This is a genomic window from Streptomyces griseobrunneus (assembly GCF_046713465.1).
Taxonomy (GTDB): Bacteria; Actinomycetota; Actinomycetes; order Streptomycetales; family Streptomycetaceae; genus Streptomyces; species Streptomyces microflavus.
On the sequence record NZ_CP177081.1, the window covers coordinates 44,497 to 65,362 of the forward strand.

General features: G+C 71.5%; 19 protein-coding genes. 3 read left to right on the forward strand and 16 right to left on the reverse strand.

Annotation, left to right across the window (positions count from 1 at the left end; translation table 11 throughout):
* The first annotated feature begins 217 nt into the window (after window positions 1-217).
* On the forward strand, window positions 218-1,522 hold the full coding sequence (locus ACK8N7_RS37575; RefSeq protein WP_500446073.1) for a ThuA domain-containing protein: 1,305 nt from the start codon (window positions 218-220) through the stop codon (window positions 1,520-1,522).
* Between the two features lie 69 nt (window positions 1,523-1,591).
* Here ACK8N7_RS37575 and ACK8N7_RS37580 read toward each other — a convergent pair whose 3' ends face one another.
* The 9 genes from ACK8N7_RS37580 to ACK8N7_RS37620 all read right to left on the reverse strand — a co-directional run bounded on the left by ACK8N7_RS37580 (window position 1,592) and on the right by ACK8N7_RS37620 (window position 10,991).
* Entirely contained in the window at window positions 1,592-3,136 is a 1,545-nt protein-coding gene (locus ACK8N7_RS37580) for an NCS1 family nucleobase:cation symporter-1 (RefSeq protein ID WP_500446075.1), read from the reverse strand.
* A 120-nt stretch (window positions 3,137-3,256) separates the two neighbouring features.
* Window positions 3,257-3,688 (reverse strand): Imm10 family immunity protein, encoded by a 432-nt coding sequence (locus tag ACK8N7_RS37585; protein ID WP_403217690.1) that lies wholly within the window; start codon window positions 3,686-3,688, stop codon window positions 3,257-3,259.
* Window positions 3,689-3,754: 66 nt separating this feature from the next.
* Entirely contained in the window at window positions 3,755-4,768 is a 1,014-nt protein-coding gene (locus ACK8N7_RS37590) for a TIGR03842 family LLM class F420-dependent oxidoreductase (protein ID WP_403217691.1), read from the reverse strand.
* 86 nt (window positions 4,769-4,854) lie between these two features.
* Entirely contained in the window at window positions 4,855-6,255 is a 1,401-nt protein-coding gene (gene hydA / locus ACK8N7_RS37595; protein ID WP_403217692.1) for a dihydropyrimidinase, read from the reverse strand.
* Between the two features lie 102 nt (window positions 6,256-6,357).
* Complete coding sequence (locus ACK8N7_RS37600) at window positions 6,358-7,641, reverse strand: aspartate aminotransferase family protein (RefSeq protein ID WP_403217693.1); 1,284 nt, start codon at window positions 7,639-7,641, stop codon at window positions 6,358-6,360.
* Window positions 7,638-8,480 carry a nitrilase-related carbon-nitrogen hydrolase gene (locus ACK8N7_RS37605; RefSeq protein ID WP_403217694.1) on the reverse strand — a complete coding sequence of 281 codons (843 nt, stop codon included), beginning with the start codon at window positions 8,478-8,480 and terminating at the stop codon, window positions 7,638-7,640. The genes ACK8N7_RS37600 and ACK8N7_RS37605 overlap by 4 nt, the downstream gene beginning before the upstream one ends.
* A gap of 240 nt (window positions 8,481-8,720) precedes the next feature.
* Complete coding sequence (locus ACK8N7_RS37610; RefSeq protein WP_500446078.1) at window positions 8,721-10,115, reverse strand: hypothetical protein; 1,395 nt, start codon at window positions 10,113-10,115, stop codon at window positions 8,721-8,723.
* A 154-nt stretch (window positions 10,116-10,269) separates the two neighbouring features.
* A complete protein-coding gene (locus tag ACK8N7_RS37615; protein WP_500446080.1) occupies window positions 10,270-10,650 on the reverse strand; it encodes a PPOX class F420-dependent oxidoreductase in 381 nt (126 codons plus the stop codon).
* Window positions 10,651-10,721: 71 nt separating this feature from the next.
* A complete protein-coding gene (locus tag ACK8N7_RS37620; RefSeq protein WP_364776278.1) occupies window positions 10,722-10,991 on the reverse strand; it encodes a helix-turn-helix domain-containing protein in 270 nt (89 codons plus the stop codon).
* Between the two features lie 67 nt (window positions 10,992-11,058).
* On the opposite strand from ACK8N7_RS37620, the gene map reads away from it, so the two are divergent.
* A complete protein-coding gene (map, locus tag ACK8N7_RS37625; RefSeq protein ID WP_202706522.1) occupies window positions 11,059-11,832 on the forward strand; it encodes a type I methionyl aminopeptidase in 774 nt (257 codons plus the stop codon).
* Between the two features lie 17 nt (window positions 11,833-11,849).
* Here map and ACK8N7_RS37630 read toward each other — a convergent pair whose 3' ends face one another.
* Both ACK8N7_RS37630 and ggt read right to left on the reverse strand, forming a co-directional pair.
* A complete protein-coding gene (locus tag ACK8N7_RS37630; protein WP_500446083.1) occupies window positions 11,850-12,590 on the reverse strand; it encodes a glycoside hydrolase family 75 protein in 741 nt (246 codons plus the stop codon).
* A 159-nt stretch (window positions 12,591-12,749) separates the two neighbouring features.
* On the reverse strand, window positions 12,750-14,567 hold the full coding sequence (gene ggt / locus ACK8N7_RS37635) for a gamma-glutamyltransferase (RefSeq protein WP_500446084.1): 1,818 nt from the start codon (window positions 14,565-14,567) through the stop codon (window positions 12,750-12,752).
* Window positions 14,568-14,671: 104 nt separating this feature from the next.
* Between ggt and ACK8N7_RS37640 the strand changes: the two genes are divergently transcribed.
* Complete coding sequence (locus tag ACK8N7_RS37640; RefSeq protein ID WP_403217700.1) at window positions 14,672-15,418, forward strand: hypothetical protein; 747 nt, start codon at window positions 14,672-14,674, stop codon at window positions 15,416-15,418.
* Between the two features lie 35 nt (window positions 15,419-15,453).
* Here the strand turns inward: ACK8N7_RS37640 and fabG are convergent, their stop codons facing one another.
* Genes fabG through ACK8N7_RS37665 form a run of 5 tightly spaced genes read right to left on the reverse strand, consistent with a single transcriptional unit; the run spans window position 15,454 to window position 20,576 of the window.
* Entirely contained in the window at window positions 15,454-16,218 is a 765-nt protein-coding gene (fabG, locus tag ACK8N7_RS37645) for a 3-oxoacyl-[acyl-carrier-protein] reductase (protein ID WP_403217701.1), read from the reverse strand.
* Window positions 16,215-16,484, reverse strand: a complete 270-nt coding sequence (locus ACK8N7_RS37650; RefSeq protein WP_500446086.1) for an acyl carrier protein — start codon at window positions 16,482-16,484, stop codon at window positions 16,215-16,217. Before ACK8N7_RS37650 ends, fabG begins: the two co-directional genes overlap by 4 nt.
* Before the next feature lie 32 nt (window positions 16,485-16,516).
* The gene (locus ACK8N7_RS37655) at window positions 16,517-17,473 is read right to left on the reverse strand and encodes a beta-ketoacyl synthase N-terminal-like domain-containing protein (RefSeq protein WP_500446088.1); all 957 of its coding nucleotides are present in this window, start codon (window positions 17,471-17,473) and stop codon (window positions 16,517-16,519) included.
* A complete protein-coding gene (locus tag ACK8N7_RS37660; protein WP_403217704.1) occupies window positions 17,470-18,606 on the reverse strand; it encodes a beta-ketoacyl synthase N-terminal-like domain-containing protein in 1,137 nt (378 codons plus the stop codon). The genes ACK8N7_RS37655 and ACK8N7_RS37660 overlap by 4 nt, the downstream gene beginning before the upstream one ends.
* Window positions 18,603-20,576 (reverse strand): AMP-binding protein, encoded by a 1,974-nt coding sequence (locus ACK8N7_RS37665; protein ID WP_500446090.1) that lies wholly within the window; start codon window positions 20,574-20,576, stop codon window positions 18,603-18,605. Before ACK8N7_RS37665 ends, ACK8N7_RS37660 begins: the two co-directional genes overlap by 4 nt.
* Window positions 20,577-20,866 lie beyond the last annotated feature (290 nt).

Consider the following 20,866-nt stretch of genomic DNA (forward strand, 5'->3'; position numbering starts at 1 on the left):
TTAGGCCGGTTCCGTGGACACGTCAAGACTGCGCGTACGGAAGGTGAATTCGGCCCCGCCGTGGATCAAGGGCACCAACTCCCTTGACCCAGACCCTTTCCGGCAAGTCACCGGCGCGCGGCAACTGGTCCGGACCAAGGTCTTGACACCCTGTTCCGTTCACTTCTTAATCACATGGAAGAACGTTCGCCACATGGACGAACAAAGGATCACACCCATGCCCAAGGCCCCCCACGGCCGCCCGCGTGCCGGCCTGTCCCTGCTCGCGCTGCTGGCCCTGCTCCTCACCCTGCTCGCCTCACCGGCCGGAGCGGCACCGCAAGCGCCTTCCGCGGCGGCGCCGTTCAAGGTCATCGCGTTCTACAACGGCACCTGGGACGCGGCCCACATCAGCTTCGTGAAGGAAGCCAACGAGTGGTTCCCGAGGGCGGGCGCCGAGCACGGCTTCACGTACACCTCGACGACCAACTGGAATCTGCTGGCCGACAGCACGGCCCTGACCCAGTACCAGGTGGTCCTCTTCCTGGACGACGCCCCGCAGGCAGCCGCACAACGCGCGGGCTTCGAGGCGTACATGCGGGGCGGCGGGGCCTGGATGGGCTTCCATGTGGCCGCGTTCACGACCAGCGCCCAGAACTGGCCCTGGTACTACAACCAGTTCCTGGGCAGTGGGAACTTCGCCACCAACACCTGGGGCCCCACCACCGCCACCCTGCACACGGACCACCGCACCCACCCGTCGACGGGCCGCCTTCCGGGGACGTTCACCTCGTCGGTGAGCGAGTGGTACAGCTGGAGCCGCAACCTGCGGACCAACCCGGACATCGAAGTGCTGGCCTCGGTGGACCCGGTGAGCTTCCCGCTGGGCACCGACCCCAACCAGAGCTGGTACAGCGGTGATTACCCCATCGTGTGGACGAACAAGAACTACCGCATGCTGTACGCCAACTTCGGCCACAACGCGATGAACTACGCCACGAACACCCCGCTGTCGTCCACCTTCGCCTCCGCCACCCAGAACACCTTCCTGCTCGACGGCCTCACCTGGCTCGGCACCGGCTCGACCGGCACCCCCGGCCCCGACGACCCGATCTCGCCGACCGCCTGGTACAGCCTGACGAGCGCCGCCAACGGCCGCTGCGCCGACACCCGGGCGGCCGCCACGGCAAACGGGACGGTTGTCCAGCAGTACGCGTGCAACGGCACCACGGCCCAGCAGTTCCAGTTCCAGCCGACGGACGGCGGCTTCACCCGCGTCGCCGCCCGCAACGATCCGGCGAAGGCGGTGGACGTGACGGGGGTCTCGACGGCGGACAACGCCCCGCTCCAGCTCTGGACGTACTCCGGGGGCACCAACCAGCAGTGGAAGCCGGTCCGCGAGGCGTCGGGGCGCTACCACTTCACGGCCCGGCACAGCGGGAAGTGCCTGAGCCTGCCCGCGGGCGGCGGTGAGCAGTCCACCGCGCTCGTGCAGCGCACGTGCGACGGCTCCACGGCACAGTCCTTCGCCCTCGCCGGCTAGCGGGACGAGCCGCAGGCCGGGCCGGTGGTGCACCCAAGGGGCTGTCCAACGACCCGGCCTGACGTCGCGTCACTCCCCCGCTCGACGCTCCCGGCCGGTCAGCGCCACGTACAGCAGCAGCGAGGAGGCGAGCCCGACCGCCCAGCCGTAGTCGGCGAGCGGCTTGAGGAACGGGATCAGCCCGTCGGCCGGGAAAGGCCCCTTGCCGGGAGCCGAGTGGGAGCCTCCCACCGCCAGGACGCCGCCCACCGCGAAGGCCGCCACCGCCCGCCAGTTCCAGCCGCCCCGGTACCAGTAGCGGCCGCCGGGCCGGTAGAGGTCGGCGAGGTCCAGGACCGTGCGGCGGACGATCCAGTAGTCGGCGATCAGGATGCCCGCCACCGTACCGAGCAGCCCGCCGACTAGCCCCAGCCAGGTGAAGATGTACAGCTCGGGTGTCTCGGTCAGCTTCCACGGCATGATGACGACTCCGACCACACCCGTGATCAGCGCCCCGCCCTTGAAGCTGATGAACTTCGGCGCCAGGTTCGCCAGGTCGTACGCCGGTGAGACGACGTTCGCCGCGATGTTCACGGAGATCGTGGCGATCAGCACGGTGACCAGGCCGAAGAGGAGCCCGAAGACGTTGTCGGTACGGGCGACGAGCTGGACCGGGTCCCAGATGGCCACCCCGTACACCGCCTGCGAGCCGGAGGTGACGAAGACCGACAGCAGGGCGAAGAACGTCATCGTGGTCGGCAGCCCGAGCGACTGGCCCCAGATCTGGGCGCGTTGGCCCGCACCGAAGCGGGTGAAGTCGGGGATGTTGAGGGAGAGCGTCGCCCAGAAGGCGATCATTCCCATCAGGGACGGGAAGAAGACCGGCCAGAAGTCGGCGCCCCAGCCGAGCACGGACGGCTGGTCCAGCAGCGGGCCGAAGCCGCCCGCCTTGACCGCGACCCAGACGAGCAGCGCCACGGCCCCGACCAGGACGAAGGGCGCCGCCCAGTTCTCGAACCGGCGCAGGGCGTCCATCCCCCGGTAGATGATGGCCAGTTCGAGGGCCCAGAAGAGCGTGAAGCAGAGCCAGAGCGTCCACGGCTGCCCGCCGATCTCCCCGGCGTTCGCCCAGCCGCCGAAGACCTTGCCGAGCAGGGTGAAGATCCCGACGCCGCCGATCCAGGTCTGGATGCCGAACCAGGCGCAGGCGACGGCGGCCCGGATCAGGGCGGGAAGGTTGGCACCGCGCAGCCCGAAGGAGGCGCGGGCCAGGACCGGGAAGGGGATGCCGTACTTGGGTCCGGCGTGCCCGGTGAGCAGCATCGGGGCGAGCACGATGAGATTGGCGAGCGCGATGGTGAACACGGCCTGTTTCCAGTCCATGCCGAGCGCCACCAGACCGGAGGCGAGCAGCCAGGACGGGATGTTGTGGGCCATCCCGATCCACAGGGCCGCGAAGTTGTACGTCGTCCAGGTGCGCCGCTCCACCGGGACGGGCAGCAGGTCGTCGTTGGCGAAGCGGGGGTCGTCGGGAACGTACCCGTGGGCGAGTTCGACACGGCCGGACGCGGCGACCCCTCCGGGTATCGCGTCGGGGGGCGGGGGCGGTGGGGTGGGTGGGACGGTGGCGGTCATGGCGGCTGAGCCCTTCGCTCGGGAGCGGTGCCGTGCGGGGCGGTGCGGGCGGAACAGGGCGGGCGGCGGAGCGGGATGCAACCGTGGGTGGCAGGGCGTCAATCGGTCGGTGGCGGCTTCCTACAGATTCATCTGTGGCACTTTACGAGGATTCCCGTACGAGAGGACTTTCCTCAGCCCTGCCCGAACTTCATCGAAATCGATAGCCGGGTCGATTCCCAATGTGACTACCCTGGAGGAAAGTTCCAGCTCCTCCACAGCATCGTCCTGAAAACTCAGAACCAATCCGTCAGGAAGCAGGGTGACCTCGTCGAGACCTCCATACTGAACCCCTCCCGCATCGTTCACGATGCAGTAACTGTCCAGTTCCAGATCGACGTCCTGCGCAGTCGGTTCACTCAATCCGCACTGCAAGTCAAAATATCGAACGTCTTCGCTCGCGTCACTCTCGGCAACGAAGATCGTGAAAACCAGTCCGGGGATACTCTCCCCGGACTCCACGTGCCTGATAACCCAGTCGGACGCCTGCGGCTTCACCCGCCGGAACTTCATTGCCCACTACCCCATTTATAGTTGAAGGCCACCCCGAAGCGAACACACACTCATCTCCGGCGACGCTCAGCTGAGCATCGGGATGATATCCGAGCCGTAGGCATCGATCGTGGCCTCCCTGGCGTCGTGCATGTTGTAGACGGCGAACTGGTCGACGCCGAGGTCCTTCAGGTGGCGGAGCTTTTCGACGTGTGCCTCCGCCGGGCCCAGCAGACAGAAGCGGTCGACGATCTCGTCGGGGACGAAGACGGTGTCCGGGTTTCCGGAGCGGCCGTGGTGGGAGTAGTCGTAGCCCTGCCGGTTCTTGATGTACGCGGTCAGCTCCTCAGGGACCATCGACGAGTGCTCCCCGTACTTGGCGACCAGGTCGGCAACGTGGTTGCCGACCATGCCGCCGAACCAGCGGCACTGGTCCCGGGCGTGCGCGAGGGCCTCGGGCGAGTCGTCGGCGGTGACGTACGCGGGGGCGGCGACGCAGATCGTGAGCGCGTCGGGGTCACGGCCGGCGTCCGTGGCGGCCTGCCGGACCGCCTTGACCATCCACTCCGTGAGGAACGGGTCGGCAAGTTGGAGGATGAAGCCGTCAGCCTTCTGCCCGGCCAGAGCGAGCGCCTTCGGTCCGTACGCCGCCATCCATACGGGAAGCCTGCCGTCCTTCACCCACGGGATGCGGATCGGGTTGCCGTCGACGGTTGCCTCCCGGCCCTCGGCGAGGTCACGGATGACGTCGATGGCCTCCCCCAGCCGGGCCAGCGTGTTGGGCCGGCGGCCCGCGACCCGCATCGCGGAGTCGCCGCGCCCGATCCCGCACACCGTGCGGTTGCCGTACATGTCGTTGAGGGTGGCGAAGGTGGAGGCGGTCACCTCCCAGGTGCGGGTGCCGGGGTTGGTGACCATCGGGCCCACGGTCATCCTCTCCGTGTGCTCCAGGATGCGGCTGTAGATGACGAACGGCTCCTGCCAGAGCACCGCCGAGTCGAAGGTCCAGCCGTAGCGGAAGCCGTTGCGCTCGGCGCGGCGCATCAGGCCGACGACGGCGGAGGCGGGCGGGTCGGTCTGGAGGACGAGTCCGAAGTCCATGGCGGGATCTCCTGGTCCAGGTGCTGATGCTGAGGGGTGGCTGGTCCGCGTACCGACAGGTGGTCGGTCCAGGTACGGGGAAGTGGTCAGTCCAGGTACTGGGAGGTGGCGCGCGGGGTGTACATGCCGTGTCCGGCGCGGCCGGTGAACTTCCTTTCCTCGATGACGAGTTCACCGCGGGAGAGGACGGTATCGACCTGGCCGGTGATCCGCTTGCCCTCGTACGCCGAGTAGTCGACGTTCATGTGGTGCGTCTCGGCGGAGAGGATCTGCTCGGCGTGCGGGTCGTAAACAACGATGTCGGCGTCGGCGCCCGGGGCGATGGTGCCCTTCTTCGGGTAGAGGCCGAACATCCGGGCCGGGGAGGCGCAGGCGATCTCGATCCAGCGGCGGCGGGTGATGTGCCCGTCCACGACGGCCTGGTGCAGCAGGTCCATGCGGTGCTCGACGCCCGGCATGCCGTTGGGGATCTTGGAGAAGTCGCCGCGGCCCATCTCCTTCTGGCCGGAGAAGCAGAAGGGGCAGTGGTCGGTGGAGACGACCTGGAGCTCGTTGTTCCGCAGGCCCCGCCACAGGGACTCCTGGTGCTCCTTGGGGCGCAGCGGGGTGGAGCAGACGTATTTGGCGCCCTCGAAGTCCGGCTCGGCGAGGTTGTCGGTGGAGAGGAACAGGTACTGCGGACAGGTCTCGCCGAAGACCGGGAGGCCCTTGTGGCGGGCGGCGGCGATCTCGGCGACGGCCTCGTCGGCGGAGACGTGGACGACGTAGAGAGGCGATCCCGCGACCCGGGCGAGCTGGATCGCGCGGTGGGTGGCCTCGGCCTCCAGGGCAACCTTGCGGACGTCTCCGTGGTAGCGGGGGTCGGTGCGTCCCTCGGCGAGCGCCTGTTCGACCAGGACGTCGATGGCGATGCCGTTCTCGGCGTGCATCATGATCAGCCCGCCGTTGCCGGAGGCCTGCTGCATGGCCCGCAGGATCTGGCCGTCGTCGGAGTAGAAGACGCCCGGGTAGGCCATGAACAGCTTGAAGGAGGTGACGCCCTCGGCGACGAGGCGGTCCATCTCCTTGAGCGAGGAGGGGTTCACGTCCGCGAGGATCATGTGGAAGGCGTAGTCGATGGCGCAGTTGCCGTCGGCCTTGGCGTACCAGGAGTCGAGGCCTTCGCGCAGGGACCTGCCCACGCTCTGGATCGCGAAGTCCACGATGGTGGTGGTCCCGCCCCAGGCGGCGGCCCGGGTGCCGGTCTCGAAGGTGTCGGCGGCGTACGTGCCGCCGAACGGCATCTCCATGTGGGTGTGCGCGTCGACGCCGCCCGGGATCACGTACTTGCCGGTGGCGTCGATCCTCCGGCCGGCGCTCCAGCTCTCCGCGGCGTCGGTGCCGTGGGCGGCGAGTGCGGCGATGCGCCCGCCCTCGACGAGGACGTCGGCGTGGATCTCGTCGGACGCGGTGATGACCAGACCACCGTGGATGACGGTGCGGCTCATGAATACCTCCTCACTGCGGGGCGCCCCACCGGCCCGTCGGGCGTCGGGTGGGGTCGCCCCGCGCGGCGTTGTATACGTACGGGGGAGCGCCTGCGGGCCCGGTCAGTCGGCGGCGCGCAGTGCGTCGGCGAGGACCGACGCACCCTCCTCGGCCTCGGCGACGGTCAAGGTGAGGGGCGGGGCGATCCGCAGCACGCTGGTGTTGTGGCCGCCGCCCTTGCCGATGAGCAGTCCGCCCGCGCGTGCCGCTTCCAGGACGGCCGCGGCCGCCTCCGGGTTCGCCTCGTCCGTGCCGGGCTTCACCAGTTCGATGCCGATCATCAGGCCCCGGCCGCGCACTTCGCGTACGGCGGCGGATCCGGCGGCGATCCCCCGCAGCCGTTCGATGAGGAGCCCGCCGACGCGTCGCGCGTTGCCCTGGAGGTCGTGCTCCAGGTGGTACGAGAGGTTGGCGAGGCCGGCGGCCATGGTGACGGGTGAACCGCCGAACGTGGAGATGGAGTTGGCGTCCAGGCAGTTCATCACCTCCGCGCGGGCGACGACTCCGCCGATGGACATGCCGTTGCCGATGCCCTTGGCGAAGGTGAGGATGTCCGGTGGCCCGTGCTCGGCGTGCGCCTGCCAGCCCCAGAAGTGTTCGCCGGTACGTCCCCAGCCGGTCTGCACCTCGTCGGAGATCCACAGGATGCCGTGGCGGTCCAGGACTTCGCGGAACGCGGCGAACAGCCCGTCGGGCGGCGAGGTGAAGCCGCCGACGCCCTGGATGGGTTCCGCGATGAGTGCCGCGGCCTCCCGGGTGTGCCCGAGGAGGTCCTCCAGATCGGCGACGCACGCCCGGATGAACTGCGCGTCGCTCAGCTCCGCGTACGGCCCCCGGGTGCGGACGCCCCCGTGGACGTACAGCGTCTGCAGCGGAGAGAGGGTCGTGGGCGACCAGGCGTGGTTGCCGGTGATGGAGACGGCCGAGAAGGAGCGGCCGTGGTAGCTGTTGCGCATCGCGAGGATCTGGTTGGACCTGCGGTACGCGGTGGCGAGCAGCAGCGCGGTGTCGTTCGCCTCGGTGCCCGAAGTGGTGAAGAAGACCCGGGCGTCGGGGATGCCGGAGAGGGTGGCGATCCGCTCGGCCAGCTCCACCATGGGGCGGTTGAGGTAGAGCGTGGAGGAGTGGATGATCCGGCCGGCCTGCTCGGCGATCGCCTTGGTGACCTCGGGCAGGGCGTGGGCGGTCATCGTGGTGAGGATGCCGCCGAAGAAGTCGAGGTAGCGGTTGCCGTCGGCGTCCCAGACGTACCGGCCCTCGCCGTGGGTGAGTTCGATGGGGTGGCGGTAGTAGAGCGCCAGCCACTCGGGGCTGACGGTGAGGTGGCGCTCGTACAGCCCGCTCACGGCTCCACCAGCCCGTCGTAGGCGTCGGGCCTGCGGTCCCGGTAGAAGGCCCACTGCTGGCGGACCTCATCGATCAGGCCGAAGTCCAGGTCGCGGACGAGGAGTTCCTCCTCCTTGTCGCTGGCGACCTCCCCCACGAACTGGCCGCGCGGGTCGACGAAGTAGCTGGTGCCGTAGAAGTCGTTGTCGCCGTACTCCTCCTGGCCGACCCGGTTGATCGCGGCCACGAAGTACTCGTTGGCGACGGCGGACGCGGGCTGTTCCAACTGCCAGAGATGGCCCGAGAGTCCACGCGAGGTGGCGGACGGGTTGTAGACCAACTGGGCTCCGTTGAGTCCGAGTTGGCGCCACCCCTCGGGGAAGTGCCGGTCGTAGCAGATGTAGACGCCGACCTTGCCGACGGCGGTGTCGAAGACCGGCCAGCCGGCGTTCCCGGGCTTGAAGTAGTACTTCTCCCAGAACCCCTTGACCTGGGGGATGTGGTGCTTGCGGTACTTGCCGAGGTACGAGCCGTCGGCGTCGATCACGGCGGCGGTGTTGTAGTAGAAGCCGGACTGCTCGATCTCGAAGACCGGGACCACGACGACCATGCCGGTCTCGCGGGCGAGGTCCTGCATCCGGCGGACGGTCGGCCCGTCCGGGACCGGTTCGGCCCAGCGGTAGTGCTCGGGCTCCTGGACCTGGCAGAAGTAGGGGGCGTTGAACACCTCCTGGAACCCGATGATCTTCGCACCCTGCCGGGCGGCCTCGCGGGCATGGGCCTCATGCTTGGCGATCATGGATTCGGTGTCGCCGGTCCAGGTCGCCTGGACGAGTGCGGCGCGTACGACGTGGGACATGAGCTGCTCCTTCGACGCGGCGTCAGAGAGCCTCTACGTGTTTTCTACGCACGTAGATCGGTGCATGGATGGAGAACGTAAGCCCCTCCGTCCGGCGGGGCAAGACCATCGCCGTGAACCGGCGGAGTCGATCATGTTTCGCACCCGAGCGGTCCACAACGGTCACGGTACGCACCACTCCACGCACACGCGGCCGTACGGGACCACCGAGCGGCCGTGCGCCCCGGGACCACGGCCCGCTCAGACCCCCGGCACGCCAGCCACCCGCAGTGCGTGGACCAGGTCCCACTCCCGTTCCACCGACACCTCCCGGGCCGCCGCCAGAAGCTGCGGGAGGATGCGGTCCCCGCCGTCCGCGATCCGGGCCGCCTCCTGCGGCGTACGTACGCGCACGAAGGCGCCGAGCAGCGCCCGCGCCTCGCCCTCGCGGCCCGCGTCGTCCAGCGCGAGGACCGCCTCGGCCACCTCGGCGGCGGGCCTGGCCACCCCCTGGCGGAGCAGCAGCCCGCAGTCGTCGTCCCGGCCCGCCGCGGCCAGCGCGCCCGCCGCCGCGGCGAACCCGGCGGGCGGCAGCGAGGACGCCTCCCAGAGCAGGGTCGTCCAGTCGGCGGCGAGACCGGCCCGGTAGAGGGCGACCGCGAGCACCGGCAGCCGGGGCGCGGGCCAGGCCGCCACCTCGCAGAGCACAACATGGGCCTCGCCGCTGCGCCCCTCGGCACGGAGCCGGAGCAGCCGCTCGACGGCGGCGGCCACGGCCGGTCCCGCCTCCCGGTCCGGCAGGGCGGCCGGGGCGGGGGCCTCCTCCTCCACCTCCGCCGGCCCGCCGCCGAAGCGGGCGCCGCGCGGGGCGGAGCCGCCCGAGGGCGGGGGCGCGGGCAGGGCGGGAACGGGCGACGGGGCGTACCCGGTCCCCTCCTCCTCGTCCACCTCAAGACCGGCGAACCGGGCGCCGCGCGGCTTCTTGCGCCGGGGCGCGGAATCCGGTCCACGGGACCGGAATCGCCCGGGGGGCGCGGGATCCGGTGCGGGCCGCGCCGCCGCGGCCCGCGGTGGGTCCCCCAAGGCCCTCCCCGCCGGAGCCTCGATGCGCCAGATCCCGGGGCCACCCGGATCGGCGCCGCGGTCCGGTTCCGCCCCCTGCCTCGGGTGCGGAACCGTCACCGCCGCGAGCCGCTTGCGCAGCTCCGTACAGCGGGCCGAGGCGCGCTGATGGTCGTCGTGGGCCCAGGCCAGCGCTTCCGGGTCGGCCGTGTCCCCGCCCGCCGCCCCCGTCGTGCGCAGCCGCTCCGCCGCCCGGCCCTGTTCGCGGATCATCAACTCCAGCCGGTGGACCAGCTCCTGGCGTCCGCCGGGCCGCCGGTCGTGGGCGGAGGCGGAGGCGGAGTACAGCGCGGCGGCCCGGACCGAGACCTGCTCGGCGAAGTGCGCGCCGTGGAGGGCGGCCAGGTCGGCGAGGAGCGATTCCACAACGTCCCAGGGCGGTATCTCCACCCCGTCCAGGCAGGACCGCATCCCCACCGGGTCGCGCCGGGTGAAGACCCCGAACCACCCTTGTCCGGGGTCGAGTCGTGCTGTCAGATCCCGTAGGTACTGCGCGAACGTACCTACTTCCACCGCATGCTGATGCACCGTCATCGTCGCCCTCGCCGACTGTCGACTGGAGCCTTCCAGTCCGGAGGCATTCGACCGCAGGTGTGTTACGGGACGGCTACGCGGAGCTTTCGTCCGCGCTGCGTCGGGCGCACGGCCCCGGCGCCGTGCGCCCCCGTACGCGAGACGGCGGCCGGGCTCAGAAGGTGACGGCGATCCCGGTGTGCGGGCGCTTGCCGAAGCGGGCGATGGTGGCGGGCCGGTCGACGAGCCAGAACTTCCAGGTGTACTTGCGGGCCAGGAGCTTGCGCACCCGGCGGGTCTCGTCCGCGTCGAGGAGCCGTGCGGTGCCCTCGGCGGTGGGGGCACCCTCGGCGATCCGGCCGCGCACGTCGCAGACGGTGACGGCGACCTGGGTGTTGTTGCGGAGCCGCTTGACCTTCCACGAGTCGGAGCGGGTCCACACGTACAGCACATCGCCCTCGGCCGCGGCCCAGACGGGCGTGGCGACGGGGGTGCCGTTCTTCCGGTAGGTGGTCAGGCTGACGTATTCGCTGCGGGCGAAGTCCTGGAGAGTCACAGGCGTGAGCCTACGCACCGCCGGCCGGAACGCGCCGCCGGGAGCCGCCGGGCGATCGGCCGCCGGGGTCGTCAAGCGATCAGGGGTACGGCGGCGGGTTCGGGGGCGCAGCGGCCGAGCAGCTCGTCCATGGAGAGGCCGAGCGCCCCGGCGAGCGCGGCGACCGTGAAGAAGGCGGGGGTGGGGGCGCGGCCGGTCTCGATCTTGCGGAGGGTCTCGGCGGAGATTCCGGCGCTCGCCGCGACGGCGACCATGCTGCGGTCCCCGCGCGCCTCGCGGAGCAGTCGGCCGAGCCGTTCGCCGCGGAGGCGCTCTTCGGGGGTGAGAGGGGTGCGGACCATGGGGCCACTCTACTACGGCCCACCATTCTTATACCGTCATTACTATACCGCTTCGACCGGTATAGTAATGGGCATGGTGCACATCAAGACAGACACATCCATCGAAGCCATGCGTGAGTCCGGACGCGTCGTCGCGCGGATCCTGGCCCGCGCCCAGGAGGTCGCGGCGGTCGGCGTGACCCCCCGTGAGCTGGACGAGGCAGCGCGCGAGGTGCTGCGCGAGGCCGGGGCCTCCTCACCGTTCCTGAACTACAAGCCGCACTTCGCGCCCACCCCGTTCCCGGCCGTCATCTGCGTCTCCGTCAACGACGCGGTCGTCCACGGCATCCCCTCCGCCGAACCGCTGCGCGACGGCGACCTGGTCAGCGTGGACGCGGGCGCCCTCCTCGGCGGCTGGGCGGGCGACGCGGCGGTCAGCTTCACCGTCGGCACGGCCCGCCCCGCCGACACCGAGCTGATCGGCGCGGCCACCGCCGCCCTGGAGGCGGGCATCGGCGCGGCGGTCGTCGGCAACCGGATCGGGGACATCGCCCATGCCATCGGCACGGTCTGCCGCAAGGCGGGCTACGGCATCCTCGACGGGTACGGCGGCCACGGCATCGGCCGTTCGATGCACGAGGACCCCTCCGTGCCGAACGAGGGACGCCCGGGACGCGGCATGCCGCTGCGCCACGGAATGGTCCTCGCGATCGAGCCCATGCTGCTCGGCGGCGGCCTCGACGAGTTCCGCCACGACCAGGACGGCTGGACGCTGCGGACCACCGACGGCAGCCGGGCCGCGCACGCCGAGCACACCGTGGCCATCACCGACGACGGCCCGCGCGTCCTCACCGCCCTCTGACAGCTCTCTCAGAGCCCTCAGCGTCCGACGAACTCCCTCGCCAGCGCCTCGCCCCGGCTCACGGCCTCGGTCCGGCTCTCCAGCGGTGAGATGCGGGAGTCCTTGAACGCGATGTACGTGACGCCGGACACGGTTCCGCCCGTCGTGGGGTGGGGGTCGATGGACAGCTCCTCCGCCAGCGCGTACGACCCCTCGCCGATGATCCCGGCGGGCCCGGTGTCACCGATGACGGCGTACCGCACCTGGCCCCGGTGGATCACGGCGACCACGCTGCCGCCGGTCAGCCCGGACTTCCGGTAGTCCCAGATCCGCCCCGGCGCCGGCACCACCACGTACGGCAGCGCGGCGGAGTCAAGGGGCTTGCCCCGGGAGGTCTGGAAGGCGGTCTGCGGCTGGAAGTAGGGGTCGGTCCTCGTGTTGCAGGCCTTGGTCTTCCGGCCGTCGCAGTCGATGTCCATGTCCGCCTTCCAGAAGACGGCGCCCGAGGTGGAGCAGACGGGGACGGTGGCCTTCCAGCGGTTCGCGTCCGTGCGGTACTTCCCCCGGGAGACCTGCCGGCAGGAGCGGACCTCCGCGAGCAGCTCCTCGGCGGTCACCGGGGCGCCCGCCAGGCCACCGGGCGCCGGATGCACCCGGGTGTCCGGCGGTGTCTCCGGTACGGGAACGTCGGCGGTGGCCGGCAGCGCCGCCGGCCCCAGGAGAGCGGCGCCGAAGGCGGCGGCGGTGGCGGCGGTCAGAGCGAACGTTCGGGTGCGCATCGTGGGGGACGGCCCTTCCAGTCGACCGGAGGAACCCGTCCGGGCCCCTCCCTGGCCGGCGCGGGATCGCCGGCGCTCCCCTCCCCCGGCGGCGGACCCGGTCGCGCGCGACGTGTGCGCGTACGACCGGTCCCGCCGCCCCTGGTTCATGAGGCCGGGTCAGCGCCTGCCGCCCGGCTGCACCACCATGGCCGAGCCACCGCCCCGCCGCACTTTTTCCGCCGCCGCGAGCCAGCGGCCGTCGGGCAGCCGCTGTACGCCGGTGGCGGCGCCGATCTCCGGGTTCTGCCGGAAGGCGTGGCCGAGCGCTTCGAGCTCGCCGCGGACCGGGCTGTTCCACAGGTCCGGCTCGATCTCGGTGGTGGCCGCGTTGCGCTGGCTGGCGCGCGGCGCGGCGATCGCCTCGACGAGCGGCAGGCCGCGGTCGAGGTGGCCGGTCAGGGACTGGAGCACGGTGGTGATGATCGTGGCGCCGCCCGGCGAGCCGAGGGCGAGGACCGGCCTGCCGTGCTGGAGGACGATGGTCGGTGACATCGACGACCTGGGCCGCTTGCCCGGACCCGGCAGATTCGGGTCGTGCACCGCCGGGTTGGCCGGGGCGAAGGAGAAGTCGGTCAGCTCGTTGTTGAGAAGGAAGCCGCGGCCGGGAACCGTGATGCCGCTGCCGCCGGTGGACTCGATCGTCAGGGTGTAGGAGACGACGTTGCCCCACTTGTCGGCCGTCGTCAGGTGCGTGGTGTTCTCACCCTCGAACGTCGTCGGCGCGGCCGTGCCGCCGCCTCCGCACCGCGCCGGGTTTCGCGGGTCGCCCGGTGCCACCGGACTGGTCAGCACCGCGTCGTCCTTGATCAGGCATCCGCGCGAGTCGGCGAACCGCTGGCTCAGCAGCTCCTTCGTGGGGACGTCCTCGAAGGCGGGGTCGCCCACCCAGCGCCCCCGGTCGGCGAAGGCGATCCGGCTCGCCTCGATGAGCCGGTGGAGGTAGCGGGTCTCGCTCGCCCGCGAAAGGTCGGTGGGCTCCAGCATGTTGAGGGCCTGGGCCACCGTCGTACCGCCGGACGAGGAAGGCGCCATGCCGTACACGTCCAGGCCCCGGTAGCCGGCCTTCGTCGGGTTCTGCTTGAGCGTGCGGTAGGAGGCGAGGTCCTTGCGGGTCAGGTCGCCGGGGCGGACGGTCCGGGTGGAGCGCGGATCGACGGGCGGCTTGCGGACCGTACGGACGATGTCGTCCGCCAACTCGCCCCGGTACAGCTCCCCGACGCCCTTGCGGCCGAGCTCCTCGTACGTACGTGCCAGGTCGGGGTTCTTGAACACCGAGCCGACGACGGGCAGTTCACCGCCGGGCAGGAACAGCTTCGCGGAGGCCGGGAAGTCGGCGAACCGGGCCTGGTTGGACGCCGTCTGCGAGCGGAAGGTGCCGTCCACCACGAAGCCGTCCCGCGCCAGGCGACCGGCCGGCTTCAGCAGCGTACGAAGGGACTTGGAGCCCCAGGTGTCGAGTGCCCGCTCCCAGGTGGCCGGGGTGCCGGGGTTGCCGACGCCGAGACCGCTGGTGACCCCTTCCTCGAACGGGATGGGCTTGCCGTTCTCCAGGAAGAGGGAGGCGTCCGCGCTGCGGGGTGCGGTCTCACGGCCGTCGATCGTCTGTACCGTGCGCTTCTTGGCGTCGTAGTGGACGAAGTAGCCCCCGCCGCCGATGCCCGCCGAGTACGGCTCGGTCACACCGAGCGCCGCGGCGGTCGCCACGGCCGCGTCCACCGCGTTGCCGCCCTTGCGCAGCACCTCGATCCCGGCCGCCGACGCGTCCCGGTCGACACTGGCCACCGCTCCCCCGTAACCCACCGCCACCGGGGACTTGGGTGGGGCCAGGTGCCGCTGGGCGGACTCCGCGGAACCCGCCGGGACGGCGACCCCGAGCGAGGCGACCACGGCGAGCGCGGCCACTATCGACATGTTCCGGCCGACGGAACGGTGCATACGAACCTCCAGTCAACGGATCTCCGCGCAGGTTAGCCCCGGAGCACCCGGATCGTCAGGACCGCCTCGAACGGTTACCCGAATGACCGATAACATGCCCGCCCATGACGGACGACGTGCGCAACATCGTGCTGGGCGTGATAGCCGCCGGGGTCAGCGGATCACTGGGCTGGCTGGCCCGTACCTACCTCCTGCGGCGCAGGCTCCACCGCAAGCAGGCGTTCTTCGGCCTGCCGGCCCACTCCGAGTGCCTGCTGGTCGTCAACCGGTACGCGGGCGCCGAGGGGTCCGTGCACCGCTACGACGTCTTCGCACTGCTGGAACTCTCCGCGCTGATCAAGGACTGTGCGGCGCACGCCCAGATCGTGACGCACGATGTGGCGCAGCAGGGCTTCGGGGAGCGTACGGAGTTCTGCGTCGGCGGTCCGACGTCCAACCAGCGGATGGCGGCCCATCTGCGGACCCTGCTCCCCGGCGTTCGGATCAACACCGAGCCGGACCCGGGCCCGGACCGGGTCGCCTTCCAGATCGGCTCGGAGCGCTACCGGCTGGAGCCGGGGACCTCCGAGTACGTTCTGCTCGCCCGGCTGACCGGTGGTCAGGACGCGCGCCCGGTCTTCCTGTTCTGCGGGCAGCGGGCCATCACCAACCAGGCGGCGACCCGTTATGTGTCGCGCCACTACGAGAAGCTGCTCCGCAAGCACGGCAACAGGTCGTTCGCGCTGCTGCTCAAGGTGGTCAACTCCCAGGCGTACGGTCCCGATGTGGTGGAGGTGGTCGGCGATGTGACCCGCGCGGCGCAGACGCCCGCACCGGCGACACCCCCGGCCTCCCACCGGGCGGGCAGCTGAGCGCGCCCGAACCCGGCGCCGAGGCCTCGCGCTCATCAGCTCGGCAGGCCGCCGTTGATCTCGACGACCTGGCCGGTGATGTAGGCGGCGCGGTCCGAGACCAGGAAGGAGACCAGGTCGGCGACCTCCTGCGGGGTGCCGGCCCGGCCGAGCGGGATGCTCTTGAGGTGGCGTTCGGCGACCTCGGCGGGCAGGTCGGCCGTCATGTCGGTGGAGATCAGGCCGGGCGCGACGACATTGGCACGGATGCCGTAACGGCCGCACTCCCGGGCCAGGGAGCGGGTGAAGCCGATGATCCCGGCCTTGGAGGCCGCGTAGTTGGTCTGGCCCGCGCTGCCGTGCACGCCGGCGATGGAGGAGAGCGTGACGACGGCTCCCCGGCGGCGGCGCATCAGCGGGTACACGGCGGCCCGGCAGACGTTGTAGGTGCCGTCGAGGTTGGTGTCGATGACCGAGCGCCACTCCTCCTCGGCCATCAGGGCGAGCGGCCGGTCCCGGGTGATGCCGGCCGAGGTGACGACGGCCGCCAGCGGGCCGAGCTCCGCCTCGGCCTCGGTGACGAACTCCTTCACCTGCGCGGCGTCGGCGACGTCCACCCGCCGGTGGAGGACCCGGGCCCCGGCCTTCTCCGCAGTCAGGGCCGCTTCCTCGGCGGCCTCCGCGTCGGAGCGGTAGCAGAACGCGATGTCGTACCCGTCCTCGGCCAGGCGGGCGACGACGGCACGTCCGATGCCCCGGGAGCCGCCGGTGACCAGGGCGACCGGGCGGGTGGACGACTCGGCGGCTTCGGTGCCGCTCATGCGGCGGACGCGCCGTTCAGCTCGGCCTCGATCAGCTCCCGCACGAGCCGGAAGCTGCCGATCTCGGCCAGCCGCGACTCGTCGATCTTCACGCCGTACCGCTCCTCGACCCGGACGGCGATCTCCAGCGAGATCAGTGAGTCCACCTCCAGGTCCTCCTTGAAGCGGGCGTCGTCGGTGACCTCCTCGACGGGCAGTTCCAGCGCCTGGGCGACGACTGCGCGCAGCTCCTCGGCGTCGAAGGCCTGGTCGGTGTGGGCGGCCATGGGGTACTCCTCTTGTTCGAAGGGTCGGGTTTTCACGGGGTGTGGTGCGGGCCGGTGAGGAACACCGCGGCCACGCCGTCGTCCTCGGGCCCGCCGCAGGTGGCCAGGACGGTGTGGCCGCCGTGTTCGTCGAGGTGGGCGATGGCGGCGGCGGCCTGGAGCAGGCCGAGGGCACCGGAGGCGGCGCCGAGCCCGGCGGCGGGGTCCAGGATGGCGTTCGCGCGCGGCCCGGCCGGGTCGTCCGCCGCCTCGGTCAGCCACAGGTCGGGCGTCAGGCCTCCGGCACGGGCGACGGCACCGGCCAGATCCGCCGCGCGGGCGCAGCCGGCCACGGTGGCGCGGACCGTGGCGCCGCGTTCGGCGGCGCGGGCGGCCGACTCCAGGACCAGGGCCACGGCGCCGTCCAGGGCGGGAGTGCCTAGCAGCTTGGTGACGATGTCGCCGGCCGGCTCCACGCCGATCACGACGGCGGTGTCGGCCCGTCCGGTGACGATCAGGGCGCGGGCCCAGTAGAGGGCGTCGAGGCCGCTGGTGGGGCCGTTGCACAGGGTGACGTTGGGGCCGCGCAGGCCGTGGGCCATGGCGACCGAGCCGGCGATGACGTTGCTGGAGGTCTGCGGCAGCCCGAGCGGGCTGAGGCCGAGGACTGTGTCGCGGGCGATGGTGTCGGCAAAGGAGCAGACGTTCTCCAGGATGCCGACGTTGGTGCTGACCACCACGGCGGTGGTGTCACCGACGCCGTGGTAGCTGCCGTCGATGAACAGGCCGGCGTCCTTCAGCGCGGGGGCGGCGGCACGCAGCGCGAGCCGGGAGGCGCGGTCCTTGTGCCGCAGGTCGCGCCCGACGAGACCGGTGACGGGGTCGAAACCGCCGTCGCGGACGGTGCCGAGGAGTTCGTCGGGCAGGGTCAGGCCGGGGACGGCGAGGCCTACGCCGGTGAGGACGGCCACGCGGGGCGGCGACGCGGTGGCGGGGTGCGCCGTGCTCATCGGGCCGCCTCCAGGATCGCGGCGGCGTTGATCCCGCCGAAACCGAACGCGTCGACCTGAGCCAGCGTCAATTGCGCGGAAATGGCAGCGTGTTCACGTACCAGTCGCAGGCCTTCCGCCTCCTCGATCGGGTCGGTGAGGCCGAGTACGGGCGGCACCTGGCCCCGCTGGAGGGCGAGCACGGCCATCGTCAGGCTGAGCAGGCCGGAGCCTCCGAGGGTGTGGCCGGTCATCGACTTGACGGCGGTCATCAGCGGCCCGCTCCCGGGAGGAAAGATCCGGGCGAGCACGGCGGCCTCGGTGGAGTCGTTCTTCGGGGTGCCGCTGCCGTGCAGCATGACGAGGTCGATCTCCTCGGGTGCGGCCCCGGCCAGCCGGTAGGCGTCGCGCAGGACGCGGGTGATGCCCTCCGGGTCGGGGGCGGTGGAGTGCTGGGCGTCGCAGTTGACGCCTACGGAGCGCAGCCGGGCATGGACCGGGCGGCCGGGGGCGGCGGCGCGGGTGAGCACCACGGCGACGGCGCCCTCGCCCATCAGCATGCCGCGGTGGGAGCGGTCGAAGGGGCGCAGCGCGTCGGGCACGTCGTTCTGGACCCGGTCCAGGGTGCCGAAGGCGCTCTCGCCGATGGCGTCGGTGCCCGCCACCACGACGGTGTCGGCCTCGCCGAGTTCGATCAGGTCGGTGGCCATGGCGAGCGCGTACAGACTGGCCGCGCAGGCGTTGGCGAAGGTGTAGGTGCGGGCGGCTCCGTACTCCTCCCGCAGCGCGGTGCCGAAGTGCAGGTCGGCGGGATCGAGGGCGGTGCCGTGGCGCCACCAGAGTTCGGCGCTGCGCTGCTCCTGGAGGGTGGTGCCGACCAGGACCGGCACATCGGCGAGATCGCGCGGGTGGCCCGCGTCGGCGAGGGCCTGGTCGATCGCGGTGATGAGCCAGCGGGTGGCGCGGCCGGGTTCGTCGACGCCCGGGCGGGCCCGGTCGGTGATCTCGTAGGCGTTCCGGGCACGGTACTTGTCGTGGTCGAAGACCTGGAGCGGTCCTCGGCCGTCGCGGCCCGCGCAGAGCGCGTCGAAGATCTCCGACGGGGTGGTGCCGTTGCAGGCGACCGCTCCCATCCCTGTGATGTCCCACGTCATGATGCCTGCTCACGCAATCTGTAGGCGGCCACCTTGCCGGTGGCCGTGGCCGGCAGTGCGCTGACGAACTCGACCCGGGCCGGGCGTTTGTAGGGGGCGAGGTCGGCGCGGACCGCTGCCCGGAGGGCGCGGCGAATGGTTTCCTGGTCGGCTCCGGTCTCCGGGGCGACGAAGGCAACGGCACATTCCAGGCCGTCGGCGTCGGGGCCGCCGACGACGGCGCAGTCGCGGATGCCGGCGACGGTACGGATCACCGTCTCGATCTCGGCGGGTGGCACCTTGTAGCCGCCGAGGTTGAGGATGTCGTCGGCCCGGCACAGGTGGGTCAGGGTGCCGTCGGCCTCACGGCGGACCAGATCGCCGGTGTAGGCACCGCCGTCGGCGAAGGTGGTCCGGTCGTCGTCGGGGCGGTCGAGGTAGCCGAGCGCGACGGTGGGTCCGGCGATGTGCAGGCGCCCTTCGGTGCCGTCGGGCACCGGCCGGCCGTGCTCGTCGCGGACGGTGGCGGTGGCGCCGGGGACGGCCAGACCGGCCCGTCCGGGCATCGGGCGGTCCGGTGGGGTCGCGACGACGACGTGCATGACCTCGGTGGCGCCGAGGCAGTTCATCACCGGGGCGCCGAAGACTTCCTGGATACGGTGGTTGAGGTCGGCCGGACAGTTCTCACCGGCGGTCAGGCACAGGCGCAGCGCGGCGACCGCGTCGTCCCCGGGGTGGAGCGAGTCGAGGAGGGCCGCGTAGAGGCGGGGGACGGAGCAGAGCACGGTGGGGCGGTGGCGGCGGAGCGCGGCCCGGACGGTGTGCGGGTCGACGGCACCGCGGATCAGTGCGGTGGCGGCCCCGGCGTCGAGGGCGCACAGGACGGAGCTGCCGAATCCGTAGCCGAAGGACATCCGGGCGGTGGAGAGCACGGTGTCGTCGGCGCGCAGGGCGAGCAGGGAGCCGAAGCCGTCCAGCATGGCGGTGATCGCGGAGGTGGCGTGCCGGACGCCCTTGGGGCGGCCGGTGCTGCCGGAGGTGTACTGGATCAGCGCGGTCCGGCCGGGGAGGTGTCCGGTGGAGGGCCGGGCGAGGTCGGGGCGGTTCGCCGCGTTGGGGTGACCGGTGCGGATGCCGGTGCGTACGGCGTCACCCGTGAGCAGCACCGTTCCGGCGGGCGGGTCGGCCGGCGCGGTGTCGAGGTGGATGACCTCGGCCGCGCAGTCGGCGGCGACGAGGTCGAGGCCGGCCTCGTCGAGCATCGGGCTGACCGGGACGGGTACACAGCCGTGCCACCAGAGGCCGAGGACTGCGGCGACGGTGGCCGCGGAGTCCTCGGCGACGACGAGGGCGCGGGCGCCGGGGGTGATGCCCTGGGCGAGCAGCGCACCGGCGTAGCCTCGGGCGGCTTCGTGCAGGGCCCGGTAGGAGACGGGGCCGAGGTCGGGATCGAGGTAGGCGGTTCGGTCTCCGTGGCCGGAGGCGAGGTGGCGGCCGGTCAGCCTGTCCACCAGGTCGATGGCCGCGGGCAGGTCGACGCCGGTGGACAGGCCGATGCCGGCGGAGGCGGGGGCCGTGGCCGGGCGGCCGGGTGGCGCGGAGACATCAGGTGCGGCGGACCGGGGCGCGGGGTGCCGAGAGGGGGCGGGCGAGGACGGTGCCGACCGAAGCCCGGCAGGCGGGCCCCCAGCGGACCGGGCAGCCGCCGGGGCCGAGCCCGCGATACCCGCACCCGCCGGGAGCGGGAACCGGGCGTCCAGCAGGACGGCGGCGGCGAGGGCGCTGTCGATACCGCTCGCCTCCTCGTCGCTCAGCGCGACACCGAAGGCCCACTCGACCCGGGCCGCGAACTCGACCTTCTCCAGCGAGTCCATCTTCAGATCGCGGTGGAAGGAGGCCTCGGCAGGCACCTCCGCGAGGTCCAGTTCGAGGACGGATGCCACGATGTGGCGCAGCCGCTCCACGGCATCGGATATCCGTTCAGGCGACACGCGACGCGCTCCTTGTCGGGCTGCACGACGGCCGGCAACCACGGCTTCCGGTCGGCTCCGGAGGAATTCGGCAGGAACGTAGCCGGGCGGGCCTCGGCCCGTCAGCGCCACGGCACTGAGTTCGTCAAGTCCGTTTCAGCCGTGCACAGATACCTTTCGGCCGATCAGTCGACCACAACGGGGCTAAGGAACAAGGCATTACACAGCATTTCTGGCACAACGCCTTTACACCGAAGTCGACCTGACGCACTTTCGGCGGGCGATGGCAATGGCGGAGAGACCCCTTGTAA

What these genes read in the sequence shown, in the direction of transcription:
- ACK8N7_RS37605 (WP_403217694.1), bottom strand. Translation starts at nt 8,480, where the DNA reads ATGTCCCACGTCGTACGCGCCGCACTCGTCCAGGCGACCTGGACCGGC.
- ACK8N7_RS37590 (WP_403217691.1), bottom strand. Translation starts at nt 4,768, where the DNA reads ATGGACTTCGGACTCGTCCTCCAGACCGACCCGCCCGCCTCCGCCGTC.
- fabG (WP_403217701.1), bottom strand. Translation starts at nt 16,218, where the DNA reads ATGAGCGGCACCGAAGCCGCCGAGTCGTCCACCCGCCCGGTCGCCCTG.
- ACK8N7_RS37650 (WP_500446086.1), bottom strand. Translation starts at nt 16,484, where the DNA reads ATGGCCGCCCACACCGACCAGGCCTTCGACGCCGAGGAGCTGCGCGCA.
- ACK8N7_RS37630 (WP_500446083.1), bottom strand. Translation starts at nt 12,590, where the DNA reads ATGCGCACCCGAACGTTCGCTCTGACCGCCGCCACCGCCGCCGCCTTC.
- ACK8N7_RS37640 (WP_403217700.1), top strand. Translation starts at nt 14,672, where the DNA reads ATGACGGACGACGTGCGCAACATCGTGCTGGGCGTGATAGCCGCCGGG.
- ACK8N7_RS37580 (WP_500446075.1), bottom strand. Translation starts at nt 3,136, where the DNA reads ATGACCGCCACCGTCCCACCCACCCCACCGCCCCCGCCCCCCGACGCG.
- ACK8N7_RS37620 (WP_364776278.1), bottom strand. Translation starts at nt 10,991, where the DNA reads ATGGTCCGCACCCCTCTCACCCCCGAAGAGCGCCTCCGCGGCGAACGG.
- map (WP_202706522.1), top strand. Translation starts at nt 11,059, where the DNA reads ATGGGCATGGTGCACATCAAGACAGACACATCCATCGAAGCCATGCGT.
- ACK8N7_RS37655 (WP_500446088.1), bottom strand. Translation starts at nt 17,473, where the DNA reads ATGAGCACGGCGCACCCCGCCACCGCGTCGCCGCCCCGCGTGGCCGTC.
- ACK8N7_RS37610 (WP_500446078.1), bottom strand. Translation starts at nt 10,115, where the DNA reads ATGACGGTGCATCAGCATGCGGTGGAAGTAGGTACGTTCGCGCAGTAC.
- hydA (WP_403217692.1), bottom strand. Translation starts at nt 6,255, where the DNA reads ATGAGCCGCACCGTCATCCACGGTGGTCTGGTCATCACCGCGTCCGAC.
- ACK8N7_RS37585 (WP_403217690.1), bottom strand. Translation starts at nt 3,688, where the DNA reads ATGAAGTTCCGGCGGGTGAAGCCGCAGGCGTCCGACTGGGTTATCAGG.
- ggt (WP_500446084.1), bottom strand. Translation starts at nt 14,567, where the DNA reads ATGCACCGTTCCGTCGGCCGGAACATGTCGATAGTGGCCGCGCTCGCC.
- ACK8N7_RS37660 (WP_403217704.1), bottom strand. Translation starts at nt 18,606, where the DNA reads ATGACGTGGGACATCACAGGGATGGGAGCGGTCGCCTGCAACGGCACC.
- ACK8N7_RS37575 (WP_500446073.1), top strand. Translation starts at nt 218, where the DNA reads ATGCCCAAGGCCCCCCACGGCCGCCCGCGTGCCGGCCTGTCCCTGCTC.